Origin of the sequence: Acinetobacter guillouiae, from assembly GCF_002370525.2 — a bacterium.
GTDB lineage: Bacteria > Pseudomonadota > Gammaproteobacteria > Pseudomonadales > Moraxellaceae > Acinetobacter > Acinetobacter guillouiae.
In genome coordinates, this window is record NZ_AP014630.1 from 555765 (window position 1) to 577405 (window position 21641).

Consider the following 21641-nt stretch of genomic DNA (forward strand, 5'->3'; position numbering starts at 1 on the left):
ATTTTTGGGGATTCTTAGGTTGAGTAAAATTATGGATACTAGAAAACTTACTGGAAAGTTAAGTGCTATTGCAATTTCTATTTTGTTAGCAAGTTGTGGTGGGGGAGGTGGAGGTTATTATGATAAAAATAATAACGGAACAGACAATGGTAATGGTGGAACTACAGTTGAAGCTGTAAATATTAGTCCAATTACTTTGTTGAATGCAGATTCTGTAGCTACAAACACAATAACAGTTTCTGGCGCTACAGCAAAAGTAAAAGTTACTGATGCCAGTGGAAAAGGAATTAGTGGGGCATTAGTTACTTTTCAAGGTACAGGAGTGGTATTTGGTACTTCAAATGGTGCTGTTTTAACCAATGCCGATGGAGAAGCAAGTATTTCAGTTAAGCCTGAAAATAGTACAGACACTGGTAGTTATCAGTTGACGGCAACAGTGAGTCATAAAGATTCAATTGCAACAACAACGCCTTATAATTATTCCCTACAAGCTGCAAATATAACCTTTGAAAACATGGTTGCTGCAAACACCTCACTTGATTCTGGTGGTTCAACGATCATAACGCTTAAAACACAAGATTCAGTGACCAAAAATAATCAAAACAACATCACTGTGAATTTTAGTACAAGTTGCGGTACTTTTGATAACAACGCTGTTGTTTCATCAAATCAAGGTGATGTTGCTGTTACATATAAAGCAATAGATATAAATGGTAAGTTGTGTGAAGGCGGACAAAAGATTATCGCAACAGGCAGTAATGTTTCTGTTTCTAAGTCTGTTGATATACAAATTGCAGCAATTGCAGCCAATTCTTTAGTTTATACAACTGTGGGTAAAGTAAACTTAGTCACTAGAAACAGTGGTTCAGCTTCTTCAGGAAGAATTGAGTTTACTGTTTATGCAAACGGTACGCCTGCAGCGAACCAAGATGTCAACATAGAGTTAACGAAAGCTCCAAGTGATTTAAGTTTTGTTACTGATGGTAATCGAATTCCAAAAACAGTGAAAAGTGATGCATCAGGTAAAGTGAATGTAAATCTTTATCCAGGTAATTTACCTGGACCAGTAGAAATTAAAGCTACATTAGCAAGTAATACAAATATTTTTGTGTTGTCAAAAGAAGTAGCAGTTGCTTCTGGTCGTGTAACACAGAATGGTTTGAGTTTATCTGTAAGCAAAGTAGCATTAGCTGGTGATGGCGATGGTGATATTTCAACAATTACGGCACGGATGGCTGATCGTGTAGGTAACCCTGTACCAAATGGAACAGTAATTAGTTTTATTTCGGAAGGTGGAAGTATTACTCCAAATTGTGCAACAACGAATGGTGTTTGTTCTGTTAATTTGACTACTCAAAATCCGCGTCCACTTGATAGTCGAGTGAGTGTTTTAGCTTTTGTTGAAGGCGATAAAGAGTATGTGGATGTAGATAATGATAATATGTATACGATTGGCATTGATAAATTAACACAAAATATTGGTGATTTCTTTTTAGATGATAATGAGAATAATCAAAAAGATGAAGGTGAATTTAAATATGTCCGTGGTGCATCTGGTGCAACATGTATTCCGTCTACAATCGCTCAGCCAAATATCGAGGGTACGTGTAATAATCAACTAGATGCTGTATTACGTAAGCAATTACGTTTTGCTTTCTCAAGTGAAACCCCTACATTTGTAGCTCTGAGTGGAGTGAATAGCTCAATGACCCAAGCTTTACCTGGAATATTTACTTTTCAAATGTATGGTAATGGTTTAAAAACAGTTCCAATGCCTTCAGGTACAACAATTTCAGCTACTGCAAAAGATAATACAGATAATAATTTGGCTTGTGAGGCAGAAGTTGTTGGTGGGGCGCTTACTGTTCCAGGTATTATGGATTTACTATTACCAGGCACGTTCCCTCAGAAAGATAATAAGATAGTCACTTACAGTGTCCGTAGTCTGAAATGTGCTGCAGGCGATGAGATTCGTATAACAGTAACAACACCGAATGGAACAATAACGAAACCATTAATTAATGTGGTTAATAGCCTGAATTAATAGGGAAAACAGCGCTTCGGCGCTGTTTTTATTTAACAGATGTTCCCATACTTACCCCAACCGTAGGTCTTACATTCATTGAACTACATGCAGATAGAAGTAGACATGAGATCAAGATAAGGCCAATAACTTTCATAGAAATATCCAAATTTTAAGTTGTTGTTATTCTAATCCCAATGATAAGACAGCGTGTGTAGTAAAATTATTGTCTTTCATTGATTGAGTTAAAAATTTTTATTCAATTTCACTGTTGGTATTGGATTTTATAATTGGAGGTGTTTAAAAGCCTAAAATTTTAAGCTTTTAAACTGTGTATAAATAAGTGATTCGGTGATGTTATGGCGTTGTAAATTGCAAAACACGATTCCCATATTGATCGACTAACTTTAACGTTTTGTCATAGACTTGATAACCTTTCACCTTATTGAGTGCTTCAGTATAGTCAGCCGCAAGTTTCATAGTGTCCTGACAATACATGCGAGTAGAGCCGAGTTGCCCTAAGGTTAAGTGCTGTCCTTTGATCGCGTATGCCCCCATAATACGATTACAACCATCTGCACCACTTACCCGTAAATCTGAACCAAATTGAATACTTGGTATGTTGTGAGCATTTGGCGTTGCTTTATATTCTGTTGCACCAATATGCGTAAGTGTCCAATTTTTGTTTTGCAACAAACTTAAATTTTGGCTTTGCTGATCAGCACTTGGTGTAGATGCACATCCAGAAAACAAGAGCGTTGCTGTGATGAATGTGGTTGCGAGTATGGATTTAAACATGCGTATTCTCCTAATTTTAATCATTATATAAACAAAATTGAGTTAAACCATAAAGACGGGCTGACTAAAGCTATACATTATTGAGTATGGTCTTCAGGTAAACCAAAACGAATCACTTTAGAAAAGTTATCGCTATTTTGATATTTAAACTGAGTATATTCAGCCGTTCTTGGATTGATATGTGCTTTTTTATACCATTCTTTGATTGACCATTGATGATTTAATGCACCCAAATCATAAAGATAATTGGGTAAATAACCTGAAGCCAATAAACGATAATCTGTTGGTAATTTTTCAGGGGAAATCGCCTGAACCATATCAAAAACCAAAGTTGTACAGTTACTGGTTAGGGTGTTGTACCACTTTGGATGTTCTGCCAAAGCGGAAGATTTCAAAAGATACTCTTCAAATAATGCTTTGGTTTCTGCTTTTGGTAGTTGAATCGGGAAAAAATAAACCTGCTCACCTCGAATATTACTTCGTGTATAAACAATATCTTTTTCATCTGCAGCGATTAGACTTAGCTCAAACTGTCTAAAAAACCCACCAATTGCAGAAAAGTTTTCATTTTTCTCTTTCCGAATTTCAATAGAAAAAACGAGTGGGCGCTGATTTAAAAAATCAAAGCTAACCAAGGTATGGGCAATCTGTGGCCCCATCCAATAAGAAGTGATGATATTGACGCCTGTAATCTCATCTAAGTTGTAGCTTCTGGTTTCCCAGCGTTCGTCATATTGATCAGGGGAGTGCCAATTAAAGTTGCGGACATTATGAATCGTGACAAGATTACCTTGCTGCTCGTAAGTAAAAATTCTGGAAACTTCTGGACTCCACTGACGATCTTGCTGCGCAGGAATATTAAAGTACCAGACTAAGCTGACAATAAAGGCGATGATATAGATCAGACTGTCAGTTTTTCGGCTAAATATATTTTTAGTAAAATAGATTCCAAGAATACTCAGTGCAAAAATAATCCAAATAGGGATGATGATATAACTGAAAATCTTTCCTAATGGGTGTTGAATCCAAATCGCGAAACAAAACCACAGGCTGCTCAATACGACAAATAAGCTAAACAAGGAATGGATTATCCCCATTCCAAGTGTATGCAGTATTGATCTTGCTTTTAAGCTATCCATAAGCCACTATTTTTATTCATAAAGTTCAGTGCTATTTTCGGTATGTTGCAAACTCAAAAGCAATAGCTGTTTTGTCATCAACATGTGACTCGCTCGCAATTTTTTTAAATTCCGTTGGAATTTCTGGATAATACGCGTCACCTTGTACATCGAGCTCAATGTGGGTGAGCTCTAAACGATCGGCAATGTGCATGGTTTGTTTAAAAATTTCACCACCACCAATGATAAAGATACTGGCAGGTTTTTCTGATGCCAATACATCAGGAATGGCTTGCTCCAAAGCAGCATCTATACTATGGGCCGTTTTAACCCCAGCAAAACTCCAATCCTGATCACGGGTAATTACCCAATTGACACGTTTAGGTAATGCACGTCCCATCGATTCAAGCGTTTTACGTCCCATCACAACAACACCACCTTGGGTGATTTCTTTGAAGTGCTTAAGGTCTGCTGAAATATGCCATGGAAGATCGTTCGCTTTACCAATGCAGCGTTGTTGATCCATTGCAACGACATGCACAATTTCAAAGTTTTTAAATGTCATAATGAATTCGCTTATTATCCATTGGAAAATTTTCCCTCCTATTGCAAGGAGGGAATAAGGAAAGACTGAATTAAAATATTTAAACAGCTACAGGTGCTTTAATTGCAGGATGTGACTCATAACCTGTAATTTCAATATCTTCAAATTTAAAGTCAAAAATATCCTTAATTTCAGGATTTAACTTGAGTTGACACAATGGTAAGGGGGCACGTGTTAACTGAAGTTTTGCTTGTTCAAAATGGTTAACATATAAATGTGTATCACCGCCAGTCCAGACAAAATCACCTACGCCTAAACCACAAACTTGAGCAACCATATGAGTCAGTAGAGCATAGCTGGCAATATTAAATGGCACCCCTAAGAAAACATCTGCACTACGTTGATAAAGTTGGCAAGACAACTTTCCATCCTGAACAAAAAATTGGAATAAAGTGTGGCATGGCGGTAAGGCAACTTTACCTGCTTCATTTGGATTCCAGCCAGACACAATCAAACGACGTGAGTTTGGATTGGTCTTGATTTCATTGACCAACCAACTGATTTGGTCAAAACCATCATTTTCAAACAAACCATTGTCTTTTTGCGTTGCGCCAAAGTTACGCCATTGATGACCATAGACTGGGCCCAATTCCCCTTCAGGGCGTCCAAAACGGGCAGTCTGCTCAGCGGTAGACCATTCATCCCAAATCGAAACTTTATTGTCTTTAAGATATTGAACGTTGGTGTCGCCTTTTAGGAACCACAGCAGTTCAATCACAATTGAGCGGAAATGAACTTTTTTAGTGGTTAGTAGCGGAAACCCTTTTGACAAGTCAAAACGCATTTGATGACCAAATACAGAACGAGTACCTGTACCAGTACGATCACCTTTGTCACCGCCATCGTCTAGGATATGTTGTAGAAGGTCTAAATACGCTTTCATATAGTGTCCAATTTAGGGCGTCTATACGACATAAATGACAGATTATGTCGCATGATTACCCATTCGTAATGTTTCTGAATAGCTTCAGAGTTTATACTAATCTGAGTTTCTTTTTAAGCTAGATTATTTTCTGTTTTGCATCCATCTAACAGCTAAAACTAAGAGTATTTGAAAATGAGTATAAATTTGAATGAGCTCCCAGCATGTTTACAGCCATATAAAACGCAAATTATTGCGACAAAAAAAGACAGTATAGAAATATCATTAGTGCCGACTGAAGATTTACAGATTTGGCAAAGCAAAGTGGGTGGAGATCCCTATTTACCTGTAGGAAAGCAATATCCGCAGAGTGCGGAGGGGGATGACCTACAATTATTGGCGCAGATCAATTTTGCAGAAATGCCAGAAAATCAACATTATCCAAAATCTGGAATTTTACAGTTTTTTATCAATCCGCATGATGATTTATATGGTCTCAATTTTGATGATCAAAAAAAGCAAGATGGCTTTCGCGTGGTTTTTTATGACAAGATTGAGCAAGATCTTGCACTTTTACAAAGTGATTTTCCAAGTTTTGCTGAGGGCGATATTTATAGTCCTATCGCAGGGCAGTCTGCGATTCAGTTTGAGAAGGCAGAAAGCTATATTGATATGAATAATTTTGATTTTGCTCAAAAAGTCACAGACCCTTATGAAAGAGAAGATGAGGAAGAGTTCTGTGATGAGTACAGTGAAGTTTTTTCCGCAAGCGGTCATCGTTTAGGGGGATATCCATTTTTTACTCAAACGGACCCGCGTGAATACAATGAATCTATTCAAGATTATATTTTGCTGTTGCAGATTGATACAGGTGAAGCTGAAGGTATTGAGATCATGTGGGGCGACTCAGGCGTAGGGAACTTCTTTATTCATCCGGATGATCTTGAAAAAAGAGATTTCTCTAAAGTGGTGTATAACTGGGATTGTTATTAAGCACCGACGGCATAATTTCTAAAAAACTGATGTTGATAACGTCAGCTTTTTATTGAAAAAATCTTTCTTTGGCATACGATTTTTCTGAATTCATAAAACAAAAGTGTGACTGAATTGACAGTTTAATGTGTTGATTAGATTAAGAAAATATTTTAATGATACGGCCGAGTAAACTTTTGTTGATTAATTTTTAAACAAACAAACCCAGATGATGAATTGTGTAATGTCAGCAGTTTCAGTAGCTTGAGGTGTTACAAATGAGATTTATTAACACTTACATATTTTTTTACATGTTTTAAGTCTACATTTTAAGAATTGCTGATTACTATTCATGGCTTGTGAAAAGTTGTTATTGGTTTAAACAAGGTGGTTTGAATCAATTCAAAAGGGCAGTTTGAGGACAATGCATGATTTACGACCACAATGTTAATATGAATGAATACGTGAATCCCACGGTTCATATTCAGATTCGATCGGAAAATCAAAATAATAATTTTCGACCAGATGAATACTTAAAAAATAAAGCATTTGAAACTTTTAAAAATCAAACTGAAGCATTTAAGAAAGAAAGCTTAATCGATATTAGTAAATTTACTGAAAAACTTGTCAGTATGTCACGTAGTACTACTGCACATCGTTGTGCAAGATATGTGCGTATAGCGCTTGAATCAGCTGGTGCACGTTTTTCTGATCATCCTGTTGCGGCTTCAGATTGGGGTTCGACTTTAACTGAGATTGGTTATAAGCAAATTCGTCCTGACTTTGATAATCCTCAAGAAGGTGATATTTATATCATCAACAGTACCAGTCGCCATCGTTATGGCCATATTGCTGGATTTACAGGTTCTCAATGGGTTTCTGATTTTAGACAACGTAGTTACGATGTGTATAAAGACCCAAATGTAACCTATGAATATTATCGTTTAGCTGCTTAGTTATACAGTCAAAAGCATTTAATCCATTACGGATTAAAAGATAAAAAAGGAAGCTTTTGGAATGAAAGGCTTCCTTTTTTATTACTATGCTTTTTTACTACAACACCTTTAGTCAAAACGTTTTGCGCGATTTTGATAAATTGACATGATAAATAGACCCAATGCAGCAAAGCCAATGGCTTGAATCGAGGTCAATATTTTATGTTGTGCGGGTAAAAAAGCCATTAAAAGCATAAGTGCAAGCAATGGGTAGATTGAAAATAAAATTTTAAAACCTTGAGCATAGACATTATGTTGAGCAATTTTTAGCCCTAGCATTCTTAATAAATGCGTAGAGACTCCAATTGCTAAACATATCACGGTAAACGTTGGACTTAACTTCTCAATCGTGGCGCAATAATAAATTATCACACAGGTTAAGATTGAGATGATCACTTTCATTTCACGGCTACAGCGCGCTGAATACCAAAAATCTAACATTATTTAGACGCTTGTTCAGATGAATTTTTATTGAGTAGCGAGAGTGGTGAAAAAATACAAACCGCTAGGGCCATAAAACCAATACCTTGAGCGCCTGGGATTAAAATTTCACCATTGTTCATATTTTTAAAAACCAATGCCAAAACTAAAGCCAGTGGAATCCAGGTCAATAAACGATAAAGAAATCCTGTTGGACGTTGGGCTGCAAAATGAACCTTACAGTAACGACAAATCAGAAAAATAATACCTGTACCTGCAAAAAGTAAAATATTATCAGGGGTTAGAGGCTGGTACCAATATAGTCCAATAGTGACCAGTGCCAATAAAATAAGGAAAATGAGCTTCTTTGCAACCGAGACTTTAGGATCAAACCAAAATTCAAGCATAGTGATTTCGTTTAAATTGAATAATGATAATTTAGCATAAAAAAGGTGAAGCTTAGCTTCACCTTTTTAAACTTAGCCCATAAGGCTTAAGTATTTTTTTGTGGACCCCAGTCAAAAATTTTCTTTTGGTAAGCGTACCAAATTAACCACAATCCAATCAGAATCATTGGGAATGAGAGGATTTGACCTTTGGTCATCCAGCCAAACAGGATATAACCTTGATCTGCATCAGGTTCACGGAAGAATTCCATAAAGAATCGAGCACAGCCATAACCCATTAGAAAAATTGCAGATACAGCATAACGTGGGCGTGGTTTAGCACTATAGAACCATAGAATAAGGAACAGCAGCAGTCCTTCACACAGCGCTTGATAGAGCTGAGATGGATGACGAACCAAATGTAGTGGATCAGTCGGGAAGATCATACCTAGCGCAAAGTTAGGGTCAGAAACTTGACGACCATATAATTCACCACCAATGAAGTTACCAATTCGACCAAACATCAAGCCCGTCGGTACACAGGGTGCAATGAAGTCCAGTGTTTCAAACCAAGTTTTCTTATATTTATGACACCACAAAAGCATGGCGATCATTACGCCAAGGAAGCCCCCGTGGAAACTCATACCACCAGTCCAGACTTTAAATAGCCAGATAGGATCTGCTAAAAATTTGCCAAACTCGTAAAATAAGACATAACCAACACGACCACCGAGTACAACCCCAAGTGCGCCATAGAACACCAAATCTGAAACCATTTCAGAGTTCCAGTCAGCACGTTGTTTGGCGCGATAAGTGGCAAGGCCCCAAGCACATAAAAATGCCAAGAGATACATCAGCCCATACCAATGGACGTTGAGTGGACCCAGTGATATTGCAACTGGGTCAATATTCGGGTAGGTAAGCATTCCCAATCCTTGATTTTCTATTTTGCACAGATTTTAGCTGAAACATATTAAAAATGTTGTACATTCAATGTGTAAACTTCATGGAATGTATTTTATGTGTATTGTGGCATTGGCTTGGCAAGTTTTGGATGATTTACCTGTTTGTTTAATTTCAAATCGTGACGAATTCTACCATCGTCCAAGCACTCAATTACAGTCATGGTCGAACAGTCCGATTATTGCAGGGCAAGATTTGCAATCAGGCGGGACATGGATGGGGGTCACACCGCAGGGACGTTGGGCAGTGATTACCAATTATCGTGATGGTGCTGATAAACAAACTTATCCCACTACGCGTGGCTATTTGATTCAAGCCTTTTTAGCGTCAGATCAAACACCAATTCGTTTTGCACAAGCATTGGAAAAGCAGCAAAGAGATTATGCGGGTTTTAACTTATTTGTGGGTGATCGACAGCAAGCTGTTTATATGAGTAATCGTGGTGAAGCTCCACAAGTGTTATCCCAAGGTGTATTTGTCGTTTCAAATGGCTTGATGTCAGACGATTGGGAAAAAACCAAGCATTTACGTCAACGCTTTACCCAAGAATTTTTACCCATGTTGCAAGTTCCTGCTATCCCAGAGCAAGATCTACAATTCGCTGTTTGGGATATTTTAGAAGATGAACGAAAAATTATTCCTGATTTACTGCCCAATACTGGAATTAATCCTGAAATGGAAGCTTTGTTGTCTTCAACATTTATTCAAAGTCCAATTTATGGGACGCGTTGTTCCAACTTTTTAAGAATAAGCAGTACGCAGATTGATTGGATCGAAAAAACACAACAAGGTGAACATATGGGCGAGTTAGTCGAGATTAAGCGCGTTATTGAAAATAAAAAGCCATAGCAACTTTCGTCACTATGGCTTTAAAAAAATAAATTTAGTTGATTAGCCAGCAATTACACCGCCATCTTTACGAGTAATGACGACCGTTGCAGAACGTGGGCGAGCGGTCTTATTACTTGGATCTTTTTGTGAGGCAGGCCAGTTACTTGATGGCTTATCAAAGCTAGGTGAGTCTTCACCTGGATGTTGAACATTGATAAAAATGGCTTTGTAGTCGGGTGTCATGGTGACACCCGTGATTTCACATTGTTTTGGACCTGTTAGAAAGCGACGCAGGTTTTCATCAGTGACTTGTTTACCCACGATCGTTTCTTGCCCAGCAGATGTTATTGCTTTTGCACCATCACCGACTTTACCTGGGAGTGCAGCAAGCATCATACAGTTGGTGGTATCTGTATAAGCACCATCATCGGTTTGAATCCAAAGGACACCACGTGGGTCAAACCACATACCATCTGGTGAAGATAAATCATTGTTATCATTTAACCCAGATAAGTTGATGTTACTGGCCATTTTTGCTTCGGCACCAAAGAGGTAGATATCCCAAGTAAAGCTTTCAGCAGTGGTTTTATTATCTTTTTCATGGAAGCGGATAATGTGACCATTTACATTGCCTTTACCGCCTTCTGGGTCGCTATAGTTTCGTGGATTTGCGGCATCTAATGCATGTGCTGTACCACGGTTCGAGTTATTGGTTAGAGTGACATAGACTTCACCATTCTCAGGGTTCACCGCAACCCATTCTGGACGATCCATTTTGGTGGCTTTGACCGAATCACCAGCTAAACGTGCAAAAGTAGTGACATCGGCTTGAGATTTAAAAGGATAGACGGTATTGCTATCATTTAAACCATTTTTACCGTATGCCAATTCAATCCATTTACCTGTACCATCATTATTGAATTGCGCAACATATAACTTGCCACTGTTCATATATTTATCGCCAGCGCGATAGCCACCATTGACATCTTTTGCATCCCACTTCGCATCAGATACAAATTTGTAGATATATTCGCCACGTGAGTCATCGCCCATATAGAAGGCCAGATTTTCCCCTTCGATTAAGCGACTTGAACGACAGTCTTCATGTGCAAAGCGACCTAAAGATGTCCGTTTAACTGGGTTTGAACGACTATCGAATGGATCGATTTCAACAATCCAACCAAAGGTATTTGCGCCGTTGCGATAATCTTTGTCTGCTGAGTCAGCGGTAATTGAAGCGTTCCAACGGTCATATAAGTCTTGGCTCTCGATTGCCCCAATCGAAGTTTCCCAGCCATAACGTGAGCTGGCACCATCTTTTAAACCATAGCGATTCAGTGCGATGATTTCAGCCGCACTACGTTTTGCATCGTCACCTTTATTACGCACAAAGTATCCAATAAAGTTTTCTTCTGTGGTGAGGTAAGTCCCCCAAGGTGTGTAACCATTACCACAGTTATTATGTGTGCCACGTGTTTGCTTTGCTGAGCTTGAGTATTTGGTTTTCACCAAGTCTGAACCCGCAACTGTACCTGCAAAGTCCATGACTGTTGATGCTGTAATACGGCGATTAAATGGAGAGCTTTTAACAATCTCTACTTTTTGTGTAGTTGCATCTTTCTTTAATTCAATGATGGAAACACCGTGTGCATTGACTTCACGAATCACTTCATCTTCTGGGCGACGACCATTTACTTTTGTTGCACCTTTAGGGTGTAAGAAGGTTTGGTTAATGTATTCATGGTTCATGACCAGTAAGCCACGGTTTGAGGCTTTCGCATCATATTTAGAGCTATTGGAATTTAAGCCAAAATAACTCATACCATCATGACAATCGCCTGAACGCGCTGTAAAGCTGACCCCTGAAGGAACATTATTGTCATCCCAGTCAGGGATTGTCTGTGTTAATGGATCACCTAAAGCATAAAGCACATTTGCTTCATAACCAGCAGGAACAGTGACGATGTCATTGAGGTTTTTTGCAACAGGGTTAAAGGTGAATTTTTCAGGTTTTTTAACGGTCGTTGTTGAGGTTGAATTATTGTCATCGTCGTCATTACAGCCGACTAGGCTCGATGCTAAAGCGAGAGCCGCTGCACCGCTTGCTGTTTTTGTAATTAAACTACGACGAGAAATCCGTTGTTCTAAAATGTCACGGAAATGCGTGTTATTCGAAGTATTGTTATCTAACTCTTGATTTTCATGATATGGCGTGAGGTCTGTCATACGATTCCCTTTGGCTTTAAGTCTTGATTAAATGTGATTTTGATTCAGCTTAAAAACATACAGAACAAATGTGTAAGATCTCTTACTCTTATATTTAATATTGGTTAAATTTAATCTTATTTTAAGAAAGTAATAGGATTGTCATATTTGTATTTAGATAATTACTGTGCTGTTCACTTTCTATAAAAAATAGGTTGTGACTGATTAAGCCTGATATGTATTTGGTGAATTGAATAAACAGGATTAACTTTTAGTTGTTTTTAAAATAGGGATGTTTCATAAAGAGATTTTAAGAATAGACTTCTTTTATAAACGCTTATTTAAAGCATAGATCAACATAAAATTCCCCTCATCCTAACCTTCTCCCGAGGGGGAGAAGGAACTTCCAATCGAAATATAATTCACTCAACATGATCATTTTTCGACTTGTGCAATAGATCTAATGTATTTGAATAAAAGGGCAGGAGATTAAGCGATAGACTTATTTTTATAATTGTTTTAAAAAAAAATTAACATTCTTAAAATAAAAAATGACCTCAAAAGAAGTCATTTAAATATTAAAACGCTTTTTTATTTTGATCCTTAAGCATCTACAGTTTTACGTTTTTCAATCACTTTACCCAGCAATAAACCCAACTCAAATAGCATCCACATTGGAATTGCGAGCATGATCATTGAAATTGCATCTGGAGGGGTAATAAACATAGATACGAAGAAACATCCCACCACGATAAAGCGGCGCTTTTCAGCCAATGTTTTAGTGGTGACCAAGCCAACTAAAATTAACACTAAAGTAATAATTGGGATTTCAAAGGTCACACCAAAGACCAAAAATAATTTTAGACAGAAGCTTAAATAACTATTGATATCGGTCATTGGCGCGACGGTTTCTGGTGAAACACTGATAAAGAAATGCAGGATAGATGGCAATGCAATAAAGTAAGCAAAAGCAATCCCTGAATAAAACAGCACAATACTGCCAAACAGCAATGGAAACGCTAGATTTTTTTCTTTTTCGTATAACGCTGGTTTAATAAAGGCCCAAAGCTGATAGATGATAAAGGGCATCGCCAGCATCAGCGCAATAAAGAAGTTTAACTTAAACGGCGCCATGAAGGTTGCTGTAACATCAGTTGCAATCATGGTTGAGGTTGCAGGTAATTGTTTTCTGAGTGGTTCTGATAACGCAATATAGGTCTTATTGGCAAATGGCAATAAACAAAAAAATATAGCAATGAGCGCGCCAACAATTTTAAATAAATGCTTACGTAACACCATCAGGTGTTGAGTAATTGGCATCGCATCTAAAGGCGGCGTCTCGGTAGATGAGGCATCATGTACTTGTGGTGCTAATGAGTCGCTCATACAGCCACCTTCAATTGCGGTACTTCTTTAACAAGAACAATTTGTGGTCGAGTTACAGTACAGTTTTGTTTATCTAACCAAGTCTTTGACATATAAATAGCGGGAACCGTAATATCAAGTTTATGATAAGTCGTGTGAATTTTTTTATTGTCTGTTATTGCGAGATGACTTTCTTGTTCTACAGCAATTTTTTGTTGCTGTAACTCCTGCATCTGAGCCTGCATTTTTTGTTCAAGTTCTTGAATTTTTTGCATCTCTTGTTGCATTTGTTCTCTAAATTCAGAAAGACGTAATTCACGGTCGATGTCATTTTGGACACTACTAATTGCACGTTTAAATTTGCTATACCATTTGGCAGCAAAACGCGCAGCTTCAGGAAGTTTATCTGGTCCCAATACCAAGAGAGCAATGATCCCAAACACTAACAGTTCTGAAAATCCAACATCTAACATGATCTACGCCTCACCGATTAGTGTTTTACTGTAGAGTTCACATCAGTATTGCTTGTTTGATGTTCTAGGGTACGCGTTTCAGTCAGTGAAGCAGTTGTTGCCTCTTCTTCTTTAATTGATTTCTTAAAATCTTTGACGGCACCACCAACATCTTTACCTAAGTTTTTCAGCTTTGATGTACCAAATAGTAGAATCACAACAATTGCAAAAATAAGTACATGCCAAATCGATAATCCAGCCATAGTTTTAACTCCTATTTAATAACAGCTATAACAACAGTTATCCATGACAAAAAAGTGACACTAATATTTCAATTTAAAGACAGACAATATTTATAAATTATTTTGATATGTTCAACGTCATCTATATTTGGAAAATGCTAGTATGTTCATGATTTGAGAATAAGGTGTAGTATTGTGGCTTTGTTATTTCCAGTTTTATCATTTATCTGTGGGCTGATACTGGCGAATAGCAAATTTTCATTAAATTTAAAATCATTCATGTCTTTGCTGCTGGCTCGCTTATTTATCCCGATTGTGATTATTTACAATATGGTATTTTATAAATCGGGCAGTATTGCTTTAATCTTATTTGCTTTTTTCTCATGCTTTACGCTTTTCTTTATTTATCTCACGCTGTCTAAAGATCGTTTAGCTTCATTGTGTTTTAGCTATACCAATATGGCATGGCTCGGCTTTCCAATTGCCTTGGCTATATTTGGCCCAGACAATAGTATGCTGATGATACCGCTTTATATCGGGGTTTCAATTTTTGGAAACTCTTGGGCTGTGACTTCGGTGAGCTCAGCTCCACAATCCAAACAATTGCTTATCAAAAAAGTATTGCAATCGCCACCTGTGATTGCCTTGATCATTGCCGGGCTTTTACGTTGTTTTGATGTGCAACAGTTTCAGGCAAATGATTGGATTAATTGGATTTATACTCTGGCTAAATGGAGTATGAGTTTTACCGGTATGTGTGTATTGGGGATGTGGTTAAGAAAAACCAAAGTCTATATCGAGGACTTACTGTCCAGTACTAAGCTCGCAATATTAAAGTTAGTTTGTGGTGTTGTATTGTGCAGTCTGGCTTATTTCTTTTTACCGGTTCCACAGATCCATCAATATATTGGGGTGATGTTTTTACTGTTTTGTTTACCGCCAGCCGCCAATATTGTCGCATTGGAAACCCACTATCAAGGCACTGGAGTTTCAGCAAAATATATTGCTTCAGGAACGATAGTCAGTTGTGTGGTATGTGTCCTATACGGTGCATTGATTCATTTTTTATAGTTTTATCGGTTTATTTCGCTTCGTTTTAGATAAGCTTTAGAGAGACTCATTGTATTCCTCCTTTGCTCAAGGGCGAGGAGGAATCTAACAAAATCGTATGATTTTAAACGGCTGGTTTTAACTGCTTATTTCAAGCTTGCTTTAAACAATTGCATCGCCTGACCACGATGACTAATTTTGTTCTTTTCTTCTTTACTCATTTCTGCGCTTGAAATATTTAGCTCGGGTAACCAGAACAGTGGGTCATAACCGAAACCATTTTCACCACGAGCTTGCTCGAGTACTTCACCTTGCCAGATTCCTTGGAAGATTTGTGGTAAAGGGTCATCTGCATGTTCAACCAATGCCAATACACATACGAACATTGCTTCAATCGCTTGATCGTCTTGGCGTAAAGGCTTAAGGTTTTCCAGCAATTTTGCATTATTGGCTGTATCATCGCCATGTTCACCTGCATAACGTGCAGAGTAAATTCCAGGTGCTCCACCTAATACGGGAACGCAAATCCCAGAATCATCTGCAATCGCAGGTTTACCTGAAATACGGCTTGCATGACGTGCTTTGATAATTGCATTTTCAATAAAGCTTAAACCATCTTCAATCGCGTCTTCGATATTCAGTCGACCTTGAGGAATCACTTCAACGGGTAAAGCCAATTCAGCAAACAATTTTTCAAATTCAGCAATTTTGCCTTTGTTATTGCTTGCGAGTACCAGTGTTCCTTGAGATAACCAATCTTTTGATGACATGATGCAGACTCAAAATTTAAAATTGAGTTATTTTAACTTAATCTGTGTCATAAAATATGGCTAAATTCTCTTGTTCTTTACGCTTTACTGGATGTGTTTTGCTTTTGCACTAATGCGTTTGTCCAATTCTTGTTTTAAATCGAGAACATCCTCATTTTTCATAAAACCTAGCCCAACATTGAGTTTCTGTTTGCTGTTATCTTTCATGATAAAAAGTAAATAATACTGCCGATCGAGTAAGGTTTTTTTTAGCTCAACTTCATAGATCTCTGGTATTTTAATGTGTTTTTTAATTATCACTCGACCTTTAAAATCAATGCTTCTAATCATGTCTTGGGAGAGGGTTAAAATAGGGCGTTGATTGCTAAACATCTGAATAGCTTTATGACTGAAAAAATAAGCAATGAGACCCAATGGCGTAACAAGAAATAGCGAAAAGAGACTTTTTAAGCCATTCTTCCATTCAAACATTTCCCAGATCAAAAGCACGGTTGCAGCCCAAAAGGGGCAGGCCAAAATTCCAGCAAAAATCGCCAAAGGAATCATTTGTTTGCGTGAAGCATAATATTTTTTCTTTTGCATATTTTTCCATACATAGAAGAACTCGATTTACTTCTCAAATGCACAAGTGGTGCCTTGATGGAAAATCATTTGCCATATACCGTGATCATTCATAACCCAAATTGAACTGCGTAAAGCTACATTGTATTGAGCTTGAGTTGCCACATTGATTTGATGGCTTTGATAGGTCAGTAAAACGCTATGATCAGATAACGACTGAACTTGAAAATCCTGTGCTTGAATGATGTCGCTATCTGTATCGTTTAAAAGTGCTTCAATCATTTGGGCTTTATGCACAACCCACCCTGATTTGGTAATTTCTTTAAAATCTGGATGTAACCGTTGATCAAGTATTTGAAAGTTTTGACGATCACGATGATGCAACCCGCATTCATATTGAATTAATTGTTTGAATAGGTCTTGCATTGTCAACAATCCCAGTTGAAATACTTATTAAATGGATAGCAGTAAAAAAAGCACCCGAAGGTGCTTTTATGATCGATGAGAATCAAATTATTGAGCTTGAATCCATTGATCTGCACGTTGTGTTGCAGTACGAATTTGGTCTTGAGTTAAGTTAGCAGCCAAAGCAGTTTTCTTGGTTTGCGACATGTTAATTACTTTATTGTCTAACATACCATCACGTGTAGAAAGCTCATACCACTGATAAGCGCCCATGTAGTTTTTCTTTTGCTCTTCCATCACCGCAAGATTAAAGCTTGCACGGTTATCGCCGTGGCTTGCTGCTTTTTCAAAGTATTGACGCGCAGATGTTTCGCTTTTAGAAACGCCTAAGCCATCAGCATACATACGACCAACATTTAACTGAGCCGCAGAAATACCTTGGTCAGCCGCAGCTTTAAACCATGTAAATGCTTGTTTAAGGTCTTTAGATACACCACCAGTACCAGCCTGGAAATGTGTTGCTAAATAAAATTGTGCAGCAGGTTGGCCAGCTTTGGCTGCTTTTTGCAAATCTGTCACATTCATATGTGCATATTGCGCTGCCATTGCTGATACAGATTGTTGTTGCTGCGGTACATAGTCCGCATGGGCTTGAATACTCACTAGCCCAAAAAATAACGTACTGCCTAATAATAATTTCTTCATAGAGCGCTCACTCGATAAATAGCGACTTCGCCGAACAAATTCGGTATGGCTTTACTTAAAAAGCTACCTTGTTGGTTCCCATTTACAGCGAGTCGATCAATAATTTGAATCTGATTTTCAGCACATAATGCTTCAAAATCACGAAAGGTGCATAAGTGGATATTAGGTGTATTGTACCACATATACGGTAAGGCATCAGAAACAGGCATCTTGCCTTTCAGTGCAAGGAAAGACCGTGTTTTCCAATACGCAAAGTTAGGAAACGTAATAATTGCTTGTTTCCCCACACGCACCATATCGCGCAGAAGCACATCAGGTGCATCTACAGCTTGCAAAGCTTGTGCCATAACCACATAGTCAAAAGACTGGTCGGCAAAGCGTCCCAAACCGAGGTTTAAGTCTTGTTGTATAATATTTAACCCTTTGCTGACGGCAATTGCAATCTTTTCTTGATCGATTTCTAGCCCGTAAGCATGAATTTGCTGTTTTTTGCTCATTTGTGACAATAATTCGCCATCACCACAACCTAAATCGAGCACACTTGCACCAGCATTAATCCATTTTTCTGCAAGTTGTTGGTCAATACGCATTACAAAGCCTCCTTAGGTGTTGAATGAAGGTGTTCAATACCACCTAAAAATGCACGTAAGGATTTGACGTACAAGGGGATAGGGAATAGGAATGAGTCATGGCCCTGCTCAGCATCAATATCCAAATAACTCACAGGCTTTTGATTGGTAATCAAGGCATTAACAATCTCTTGCGAACGTTCTGGGCTAAAACGCCAGTCTGTTGTAAATGACACCACTAAAAAGCGGCATTTGGTATTAGATAGGGCTTTCGTCAGTGACTGTTCATATTCACGTGATGGATCGAAATAATCCAAGGCTTTGGTCATGATCAGATAAGTATTGGCATCAAAGTTACGACTGAATTGTTCGCCTTGATAACGCAGATAGCTTTCAACTTGGAACTCAACATCGAAACCATACATAAACTTGCCTGATTTTAAATCACGGCCAAATTTTTGTTTCATGGCTTCTTCAGAAAGGTAGGTAATATGCCCCACCATACGTGCCAAAATTAAGCCACGTTTTGGATAACTATCGAGTTCTAAATAACGGCCATTGTGAAAATCTGGATCAGATAAAATAGACTGACGTGCCACTTCGTTAAATGCAATATTTTGTGCGGAAAGCTTTGGTGCGCTGGCAATGATGACACATTTTTGTAAACGGTCAGGATAGTCCACAGACCATTGTAAAGCCTGCATACCACCTAAAGAACCACCAATGATTGAATACCAAACATCTATCCCTAAGCGATCAGAGAGGAGGGCTTGGGTTTTAACCCAATCACGTACAGTCACTAATGGAAAGTCGGGACCGTATGGGCGATTTTCATTTTCAGGGTTAGGTGAAGTGGGTCCCGTTGAGCCACTACAACCTCCGATATTGTTGAGTGCGACCACGAAAAACTTCGAGGTATCAATGGCTTTACCCGGTCCAATACATGCATCCCACCAGCCTGTTTTTTTATCGTCTTCATGGTGATAGCCAGCCGCATGATGATGCCCTGAAAGTGCATGGCAAATCAAAATTCCATTTGATTTATCTGCATTGAGCTCACCATAGGTTTCCACCATGATTTCATAGCGTGGCAATACTCGACCACACTCAAGCTCTAACGGTTCTTCAAATTCAAACTTTTGTGGAGTAACGAGCCCCACTGAATCAGCTGGAAAAGACACTGGAAATGTTCACCTTAAAATTTTAGAAGGTCGATAAATTACGGATATTAGAGATATCTAAGTCATCTGTATGGCTAATAAATTAATGATATTCCATGGTTTTCACAATAGCTTTTATCATTAAAGTTCACTTCAGGATGAGTGATGATGTTTAGTAGAGTCACAATGAATGTTTTGACTTTGCTGAGGCGCAACGTATTCTTCTTTCGAAAAAATGAAAAGCTTAAGCTTTATAAGAGAGCGATCTTGTCAAACTTTGCTTCTCATCACCAAGCATGTTCACTACTCACCAACACCAGTCTGATCTCAAACAATCATGGATGAAATTTCCACGTCTCTTTTTATCTTTAAATTATTTTTAAAAGATATAAAGCTGTTTGAAGAGATTGCTTGATAACATCAATAAATAAAAGAAAGGATACCACTAGGGGGCATCCTTTCTAAAGTCTTTTAATTGATATCGCTTATACAGCAGCAGCGATCACTTGTTCAGTACTTAAAACACCTTGGTCAATTAAACGATTGGTTGCCGCAATGATTGCTTCAATTGAAGAGGTGACGATATTGTCATGCACACCAGCACCGAATGCAGATTTACCAGTACCTTGAACTTGAAGTTCGATCAATGCCAACGCTTTTGCATGTGCGCCTGAACTGATACTGCGTTCTTCGTAGTTTAAGACATCAATTGGTAATTGAAGCGCATTTAAAATCGCAGAAATTGGACCATTCCCTTCACCACGTAAGCGCTGAGTTTCACCATTGATGACCACATCAAGTTCAATTACTTGGCTACCATTTTCATCTGACAATCTATAGTTTTTCGCTGAATAATGTGCATCTTTTGCAGCAACATAGGTGTCTTTAAACAAGGTCCAAATTTGTTGAGCTGAGACTTCAACGCCTTCTTCATCTGCAACTTGCTGAACAATTTGTGAGAATTCAATTTGTAAGCGACGAGGTAAAACCACGTTATAGTTAGACTCTAATAAGTAAGCAATACCGCCTTTGCCCGACTGTGAGTTGACACGGATCACTGCATCATAATCACGACCTAAGTCTTTAGGGTCGATTGGTAAGTAAGGCATATCCCAAATTTCTTCATCTTTTTGGAATTCAAAGCCTTTTTTAATTGCATCTTGGTGAGAACCAGAAAAAGCAGTAAAGACCAAATCACCAGCATATGGGTGACGTGGATGTACAGGCAAGCCAGTACATTCTTCTATTGTGGCAATAATCTCATTAATGTTTGAGAAATCTAACTCACATGCTACACCTTGTGTGTACATGTTTAATGCAATTGCAGCAACGTCAACGTTACCAGTACGTTCACCATTCCCAAATACACAACCTTCAACACGATCAGCACCAGCCATGATCGCTAACTCAGATGCTGCAATACCACAGCCACGGTCATTGTGACAATGTACTGAAATAATCACACCATCACGACGTTGCAAATTACGATGCATCCATTCGATTTGGTCGGCATAGACATGCGGACCTGAAACCTCAACAGTTGCAGGTAAATTTAAAATGACTTTATTGTCAGGTGATGCTTCCCAAATTTCAGTCACTGCATCACAGACATCTTTAGCAACCTCTAATTCTGTTGCTGTAAAACATTCTGGGCTGTACTGGAAAATAAATTCAGTTTCAGGCTGTTTTGCGGCATATTCTTTTACTTTGCTTGCTGCATTGATGGCCAATTGTTTTGCACCATTGACATCAACATTCAATACTTTTTTACGGAAAGTGGGTGAATTTGAGTTATAGATATGCACAATGGCACGTTTTGCACCTTGTAAAGCCTCAAAAGTACGTGCAATTAAATGATCACGCGCTTGCACTAAGACTTCGATATAAACGTCATCTGGAATATGACCTTCTTCAATCAACTTACGGGTGAAATCAAAATCAACTTGTGATGCTGAAGGAAAGCCAATTTCAATATGCTTAAAGCCAATTTTGACCAACATTTCGAACATTTTGAATTTTTGTTCAATATTCATTGGCTCGAAAATCGCTTGGTTACCATCACGAAGGTCGGTACTCATCCAAATTGGCGCTTTATTGATTTCGTTATTTGGCCATTGACGGTCAGGCAAGTCTACACGTTGGTACATGCGACGATATTTTTTACTTGGATCAGCCAACATCATGA

23 protein-coding genes are annotated in these 21641 nt (G+C 38.2%); 5 read left to right on the forward strand and 18 right to left on the reverse strand.

Annotated features, from left to right (window positions below):
* The first annotated feature begins 31 nt into the window (after positions 1-31).
* Entirely contained in the window at positions 32-2044 is a 2013-nt protein-coding gene (locus AS4_RS02700; RefSeq protein ID WP_096732941.1) for an Ig-like domain-containing protein, read from the forward strand.
* 336 nt (positions 2045-2380) lie between these two features.
* On the opposite strand, the gene AS4_RS02705 is transcribed toward AS4_RS02700, so the two are convergent.
* From AS4_RS02705 to thyA, 4 genes are all read right to left on the reverse strand, one after another.
* Positions 2381-2821 (reverse strand): META domain-containing protein, encoded by a 441-nt coding sequence (locus AS4_RS02705; RefSeq protein WP_096732942.1) that lies wholly within the window; start codon positions 2819-2821, stop codon positions 2381-2383.
* Between the two features lie 77 nt (positions 2822-2898).
* Positions 2899-3960 (reverse strand): Lnb N-terminal periplasmic domain-containing protein, encoded by a 1062-nt coding sequence (locus AS4_RS02710; protein WP_096732944.1) that lies wholly within the window; start codon positions 3958-3960, stop codon positions 2899-2901.
* Positions 3961-3991: 31 nt separating this feature from the next.
* A complete protein-coding gene (locus tag AS4_RS02715; protein WP_096732946.1) occupies positions 3992-4504 on the reverse strand; it encodes a dihydrofolate reductase in 513 nt (170 codons plus the stop codon).
* Between the two features lie 79 nt (positions 4505-4583).
* Entirely contained in the window at positions 4584-5426 is an 843-nt protein-coding gene (gene thyA / locus AS4_RS02720) for a thymidylate synthase (RefSeq protein ID WP_096732948.1), read from the reverse strand.
* Between the two features lie 174 nt (positions 5427-5600).
* On the opposite strand from thyA, the gene AS4_RS02725 reads away from it, so the two are divergent.
* On the forward strand, positions 5601-6398 hold the full coding sequence (locus AS4_RS02725; RefSeq protein WP_096732950.1) for a YwqG family protein: 798 nt from the start codon (positions 5601-5603) through the stop codon (positions 6396-6398).
* Positions 6399-6805: 407 nt separating this feature from the next.
* Complete coding sequence (locus tag AS4_RS02730; protein WP_004726489.1) at positions 6806-7333, forward strand: hypothetical protein; 528 nt, start codon at positions 6806-6808, stop codon at positions 7331-7333.
* A 108-nt stretch (positions 7334-7441) separates the two neighbouring features.
* Here AS4_RS02730 and AS4_RS02735 read toward each other — a convergent pair whose 3' ends face one another.
* The 3 genes from AS4_RS02735 to lgt all read right to left on the reverse strand — a co-directional run bounded on the left by AS4_RS02735 (position 7442) and on the right by lgt (position 9104).
* Positions 7442-7813 (reverse strand): hypothetical protein, encoded by a 372-nt coding sequence (locus tag AS4_RS02735; protein ID WP_096732952.1) that lies wholly within the window; start codon positions 7811-7813, stop codon positions 7442-7444.
* Positions 7813-8199 carry a hypothetical protein gene (locus tag AS4_RS02740; protein ID WP_034609682.1) on the reverse strand — a complete coding sequence of 129 codons (387 nt, stop codon included), beginning with the start codon at positions 8197-8199 and terminating at the stop codon, positions 7813-7815. The genes AS4_RS02735 and AS4_RS02740 overlap by 1 nt, the downstream gene beginning before the upstream one ends.
* An 86-nt stretch (positions 8200-8285) precedes the next feature.
* On the reverse strand, positions 8286-9104 hold the full coding sequence (gene lgt / locus AS4_RS02745; RefSeq protein ID WP_034609684.1) for a prolipoprotein diacylglyceryl transferase: 819 nt from the start codon (positions 9102-9104) through the stop codon (positions 8286-8288).
* Positions 9105-9198: 94 nt separating this feature from the next.
* Here lgt and AS4_RS02750 point away from each other — a divergent pair, with 94 nt between their 5' ends.
* The gene (locus AS4_RS02750) at positions 9199-9990 is read left to right on the forward strand and encodes an NRDE family protein (protein WP_096732954.1); all 792 of its coding nucleotides are present in this window, start codon (positions 9199-9201) and stop codon (positions 9988-9990) included.
* Between the two features lie 42 nt (positions 9991-10032).
* On the opposite strand, the gene AS4_RS02755 is transcribed toward AS4_RS02750, so the two are convergent.
* The 4 genes from AS4_RS02755 to tatA form a co-directional block, all read right to left on the reverse strand.
* Positions 10033-12198, reverse strand: coding sequence for a PhoX family protein (locus AS4_RS02755; RefSeq protein WP_096732956.1), 2166 nt, complete (start codon positions 12196-12198; stop codon positions 10033-10035).
* 582 nt (positions 12199-12780) lie between these two features.
* Entirely contained in the window at positions 12781-13563 is a 783-nt protein-coding gene (gene tatC / locus AS4_RS02760) for a twin-arginine translocase subunit TatC (protein WP_004818877.1), read from the reverse strand.
* Complete coding sequence (gene tatB / locus AS4_RS02765; RefSeq protein ID WP_004818879.1) at positions 13560-14015, reverse strand: Sec-independent protein translocase protein TatB; 456 nt, start codon at positions 14013-14015, stop codon at positions 13560-13562. The genes tatC and tatB overlap by 4 nt, the downstream gene beginning before the upstream one ends.
* Before the next feature lie 17 nt (positions 14016-14032).
* Positions 14033-14257, reverse strand: coding sequence for a Sec-independent protein translocase subunit TatA (tatA, locus tag AS4_RS02770; protein ID WP_004726505.1), 225 nt, complete (start codon positions 14255-14257; stop codon positions 14033-14035).
* Positions 14258-14431: 174 nt separating this feature from the next.
* Here tatA and AS4_RS02775 point away from each other — a divergent pair, with 174 nt between their 5' ends.
* Positions 14432-15307 (forward strand): AEC family transporter, encoded by an 876-nt coding sequence (locus AS4_RS02775; protein WP_096732958.1) that lies wholly within the window; start codon positions 14432-14434, stop codon positions 15305-15307.
* Positions 15308-15432: 125 nt separating this feature from the next.
* Here AS4_RS02775 and rdgB read toward each other — a convergent pair whose 3' ends face one another.
* From rdgB to leuA, 7 genes are all read right to left on the reverse strand, one after another.
* Positions 15433-16056: an RdgB/HAM1 family non-canonical purine NTP pyrophosphatase gene (gene rdgB, locus AS4_RS02780; RefSeq protein WP_096732960.1), complete on the reverse strand. Its 624-nt coding sequence runs from the start codon at positions 16054-16056 to the stop codon at positions 15433-15435.
* 84 nt (positions 16057-16140) lie between these two features.
* The gene (locus AS4_RS02785) at positions 16141-16638 is read right to left on the reverse strand and encodes a hypothetical protein (RefSeq protein WP_096732962.1); all 498 of its coding nucleotides are present in this window, start codon (positions 16636-16638) and stop codon (positions 16141-16143) included.
* Positions 16639-16665: 27 nt separating this feature from the next.
* Positions 16666-17043, reverse strand: a complete 378-nt coding sequence (locus tag AS4_RS02790; RefSeq protein ID WP_004818887.1) for a nuclear transport factor 2 family protein — start codon at positions 17041-17043, stop codon at positions 16666-16668.
* A gap of 87 nt (positions 17044-17130) precedes the next feature.
* Positions 17131-17727 (reverse strand): tetratricopeptide repeat protein, encoded by a 597-nt coding sequence (locus AS4_RS02795; RefSeq protein WP_004726515.1) that lies wholly within the window; start codon positions 17725-17727, stop codon positions 17131-17133.
* Positions 17724-18317 carry a methionine biosynthesis protein MetW gene (gene metW / locus AS4_RS02800; RefSeq protein ID WP_004726517.1) on the reverse strand — a complete coding sequence of 198 codons (594 nt, stop codon included), beginning with the start codon at positions 18315-18317 and terminating at the stop codon, positions 17724-17726. The genes AS4_RS02795 and metW overlap by 4 nt, the downstream gene beginning before the upstream one ends.
* Complete coding sequence (gene metX / locus AS4_RS02805) at positions 18317-19477, reverse strand: homoserine O-succinyltransferase MetX (RefSeq protein WP_004818891.1); 1161 nt, start codon at positions 19475-19477, stop codon at positions 18317-18319. The genes metW and metX overlap by 1 nt, the downstream gene beginning before the upstream one ends.
* Before the next feature lie 464 nt (positions 19478-19941).
* Entirely contained in the window at positions 19942-21639 is a 1698-nt protein-coding gene (gene leuA / locus AS4_RS02810) for a 2-isopropylmalate synthase (protein WP_004818892.1), read from the reverse strand.
* Positions 21640-21641 lie beyond the last annotated feature (2 nt).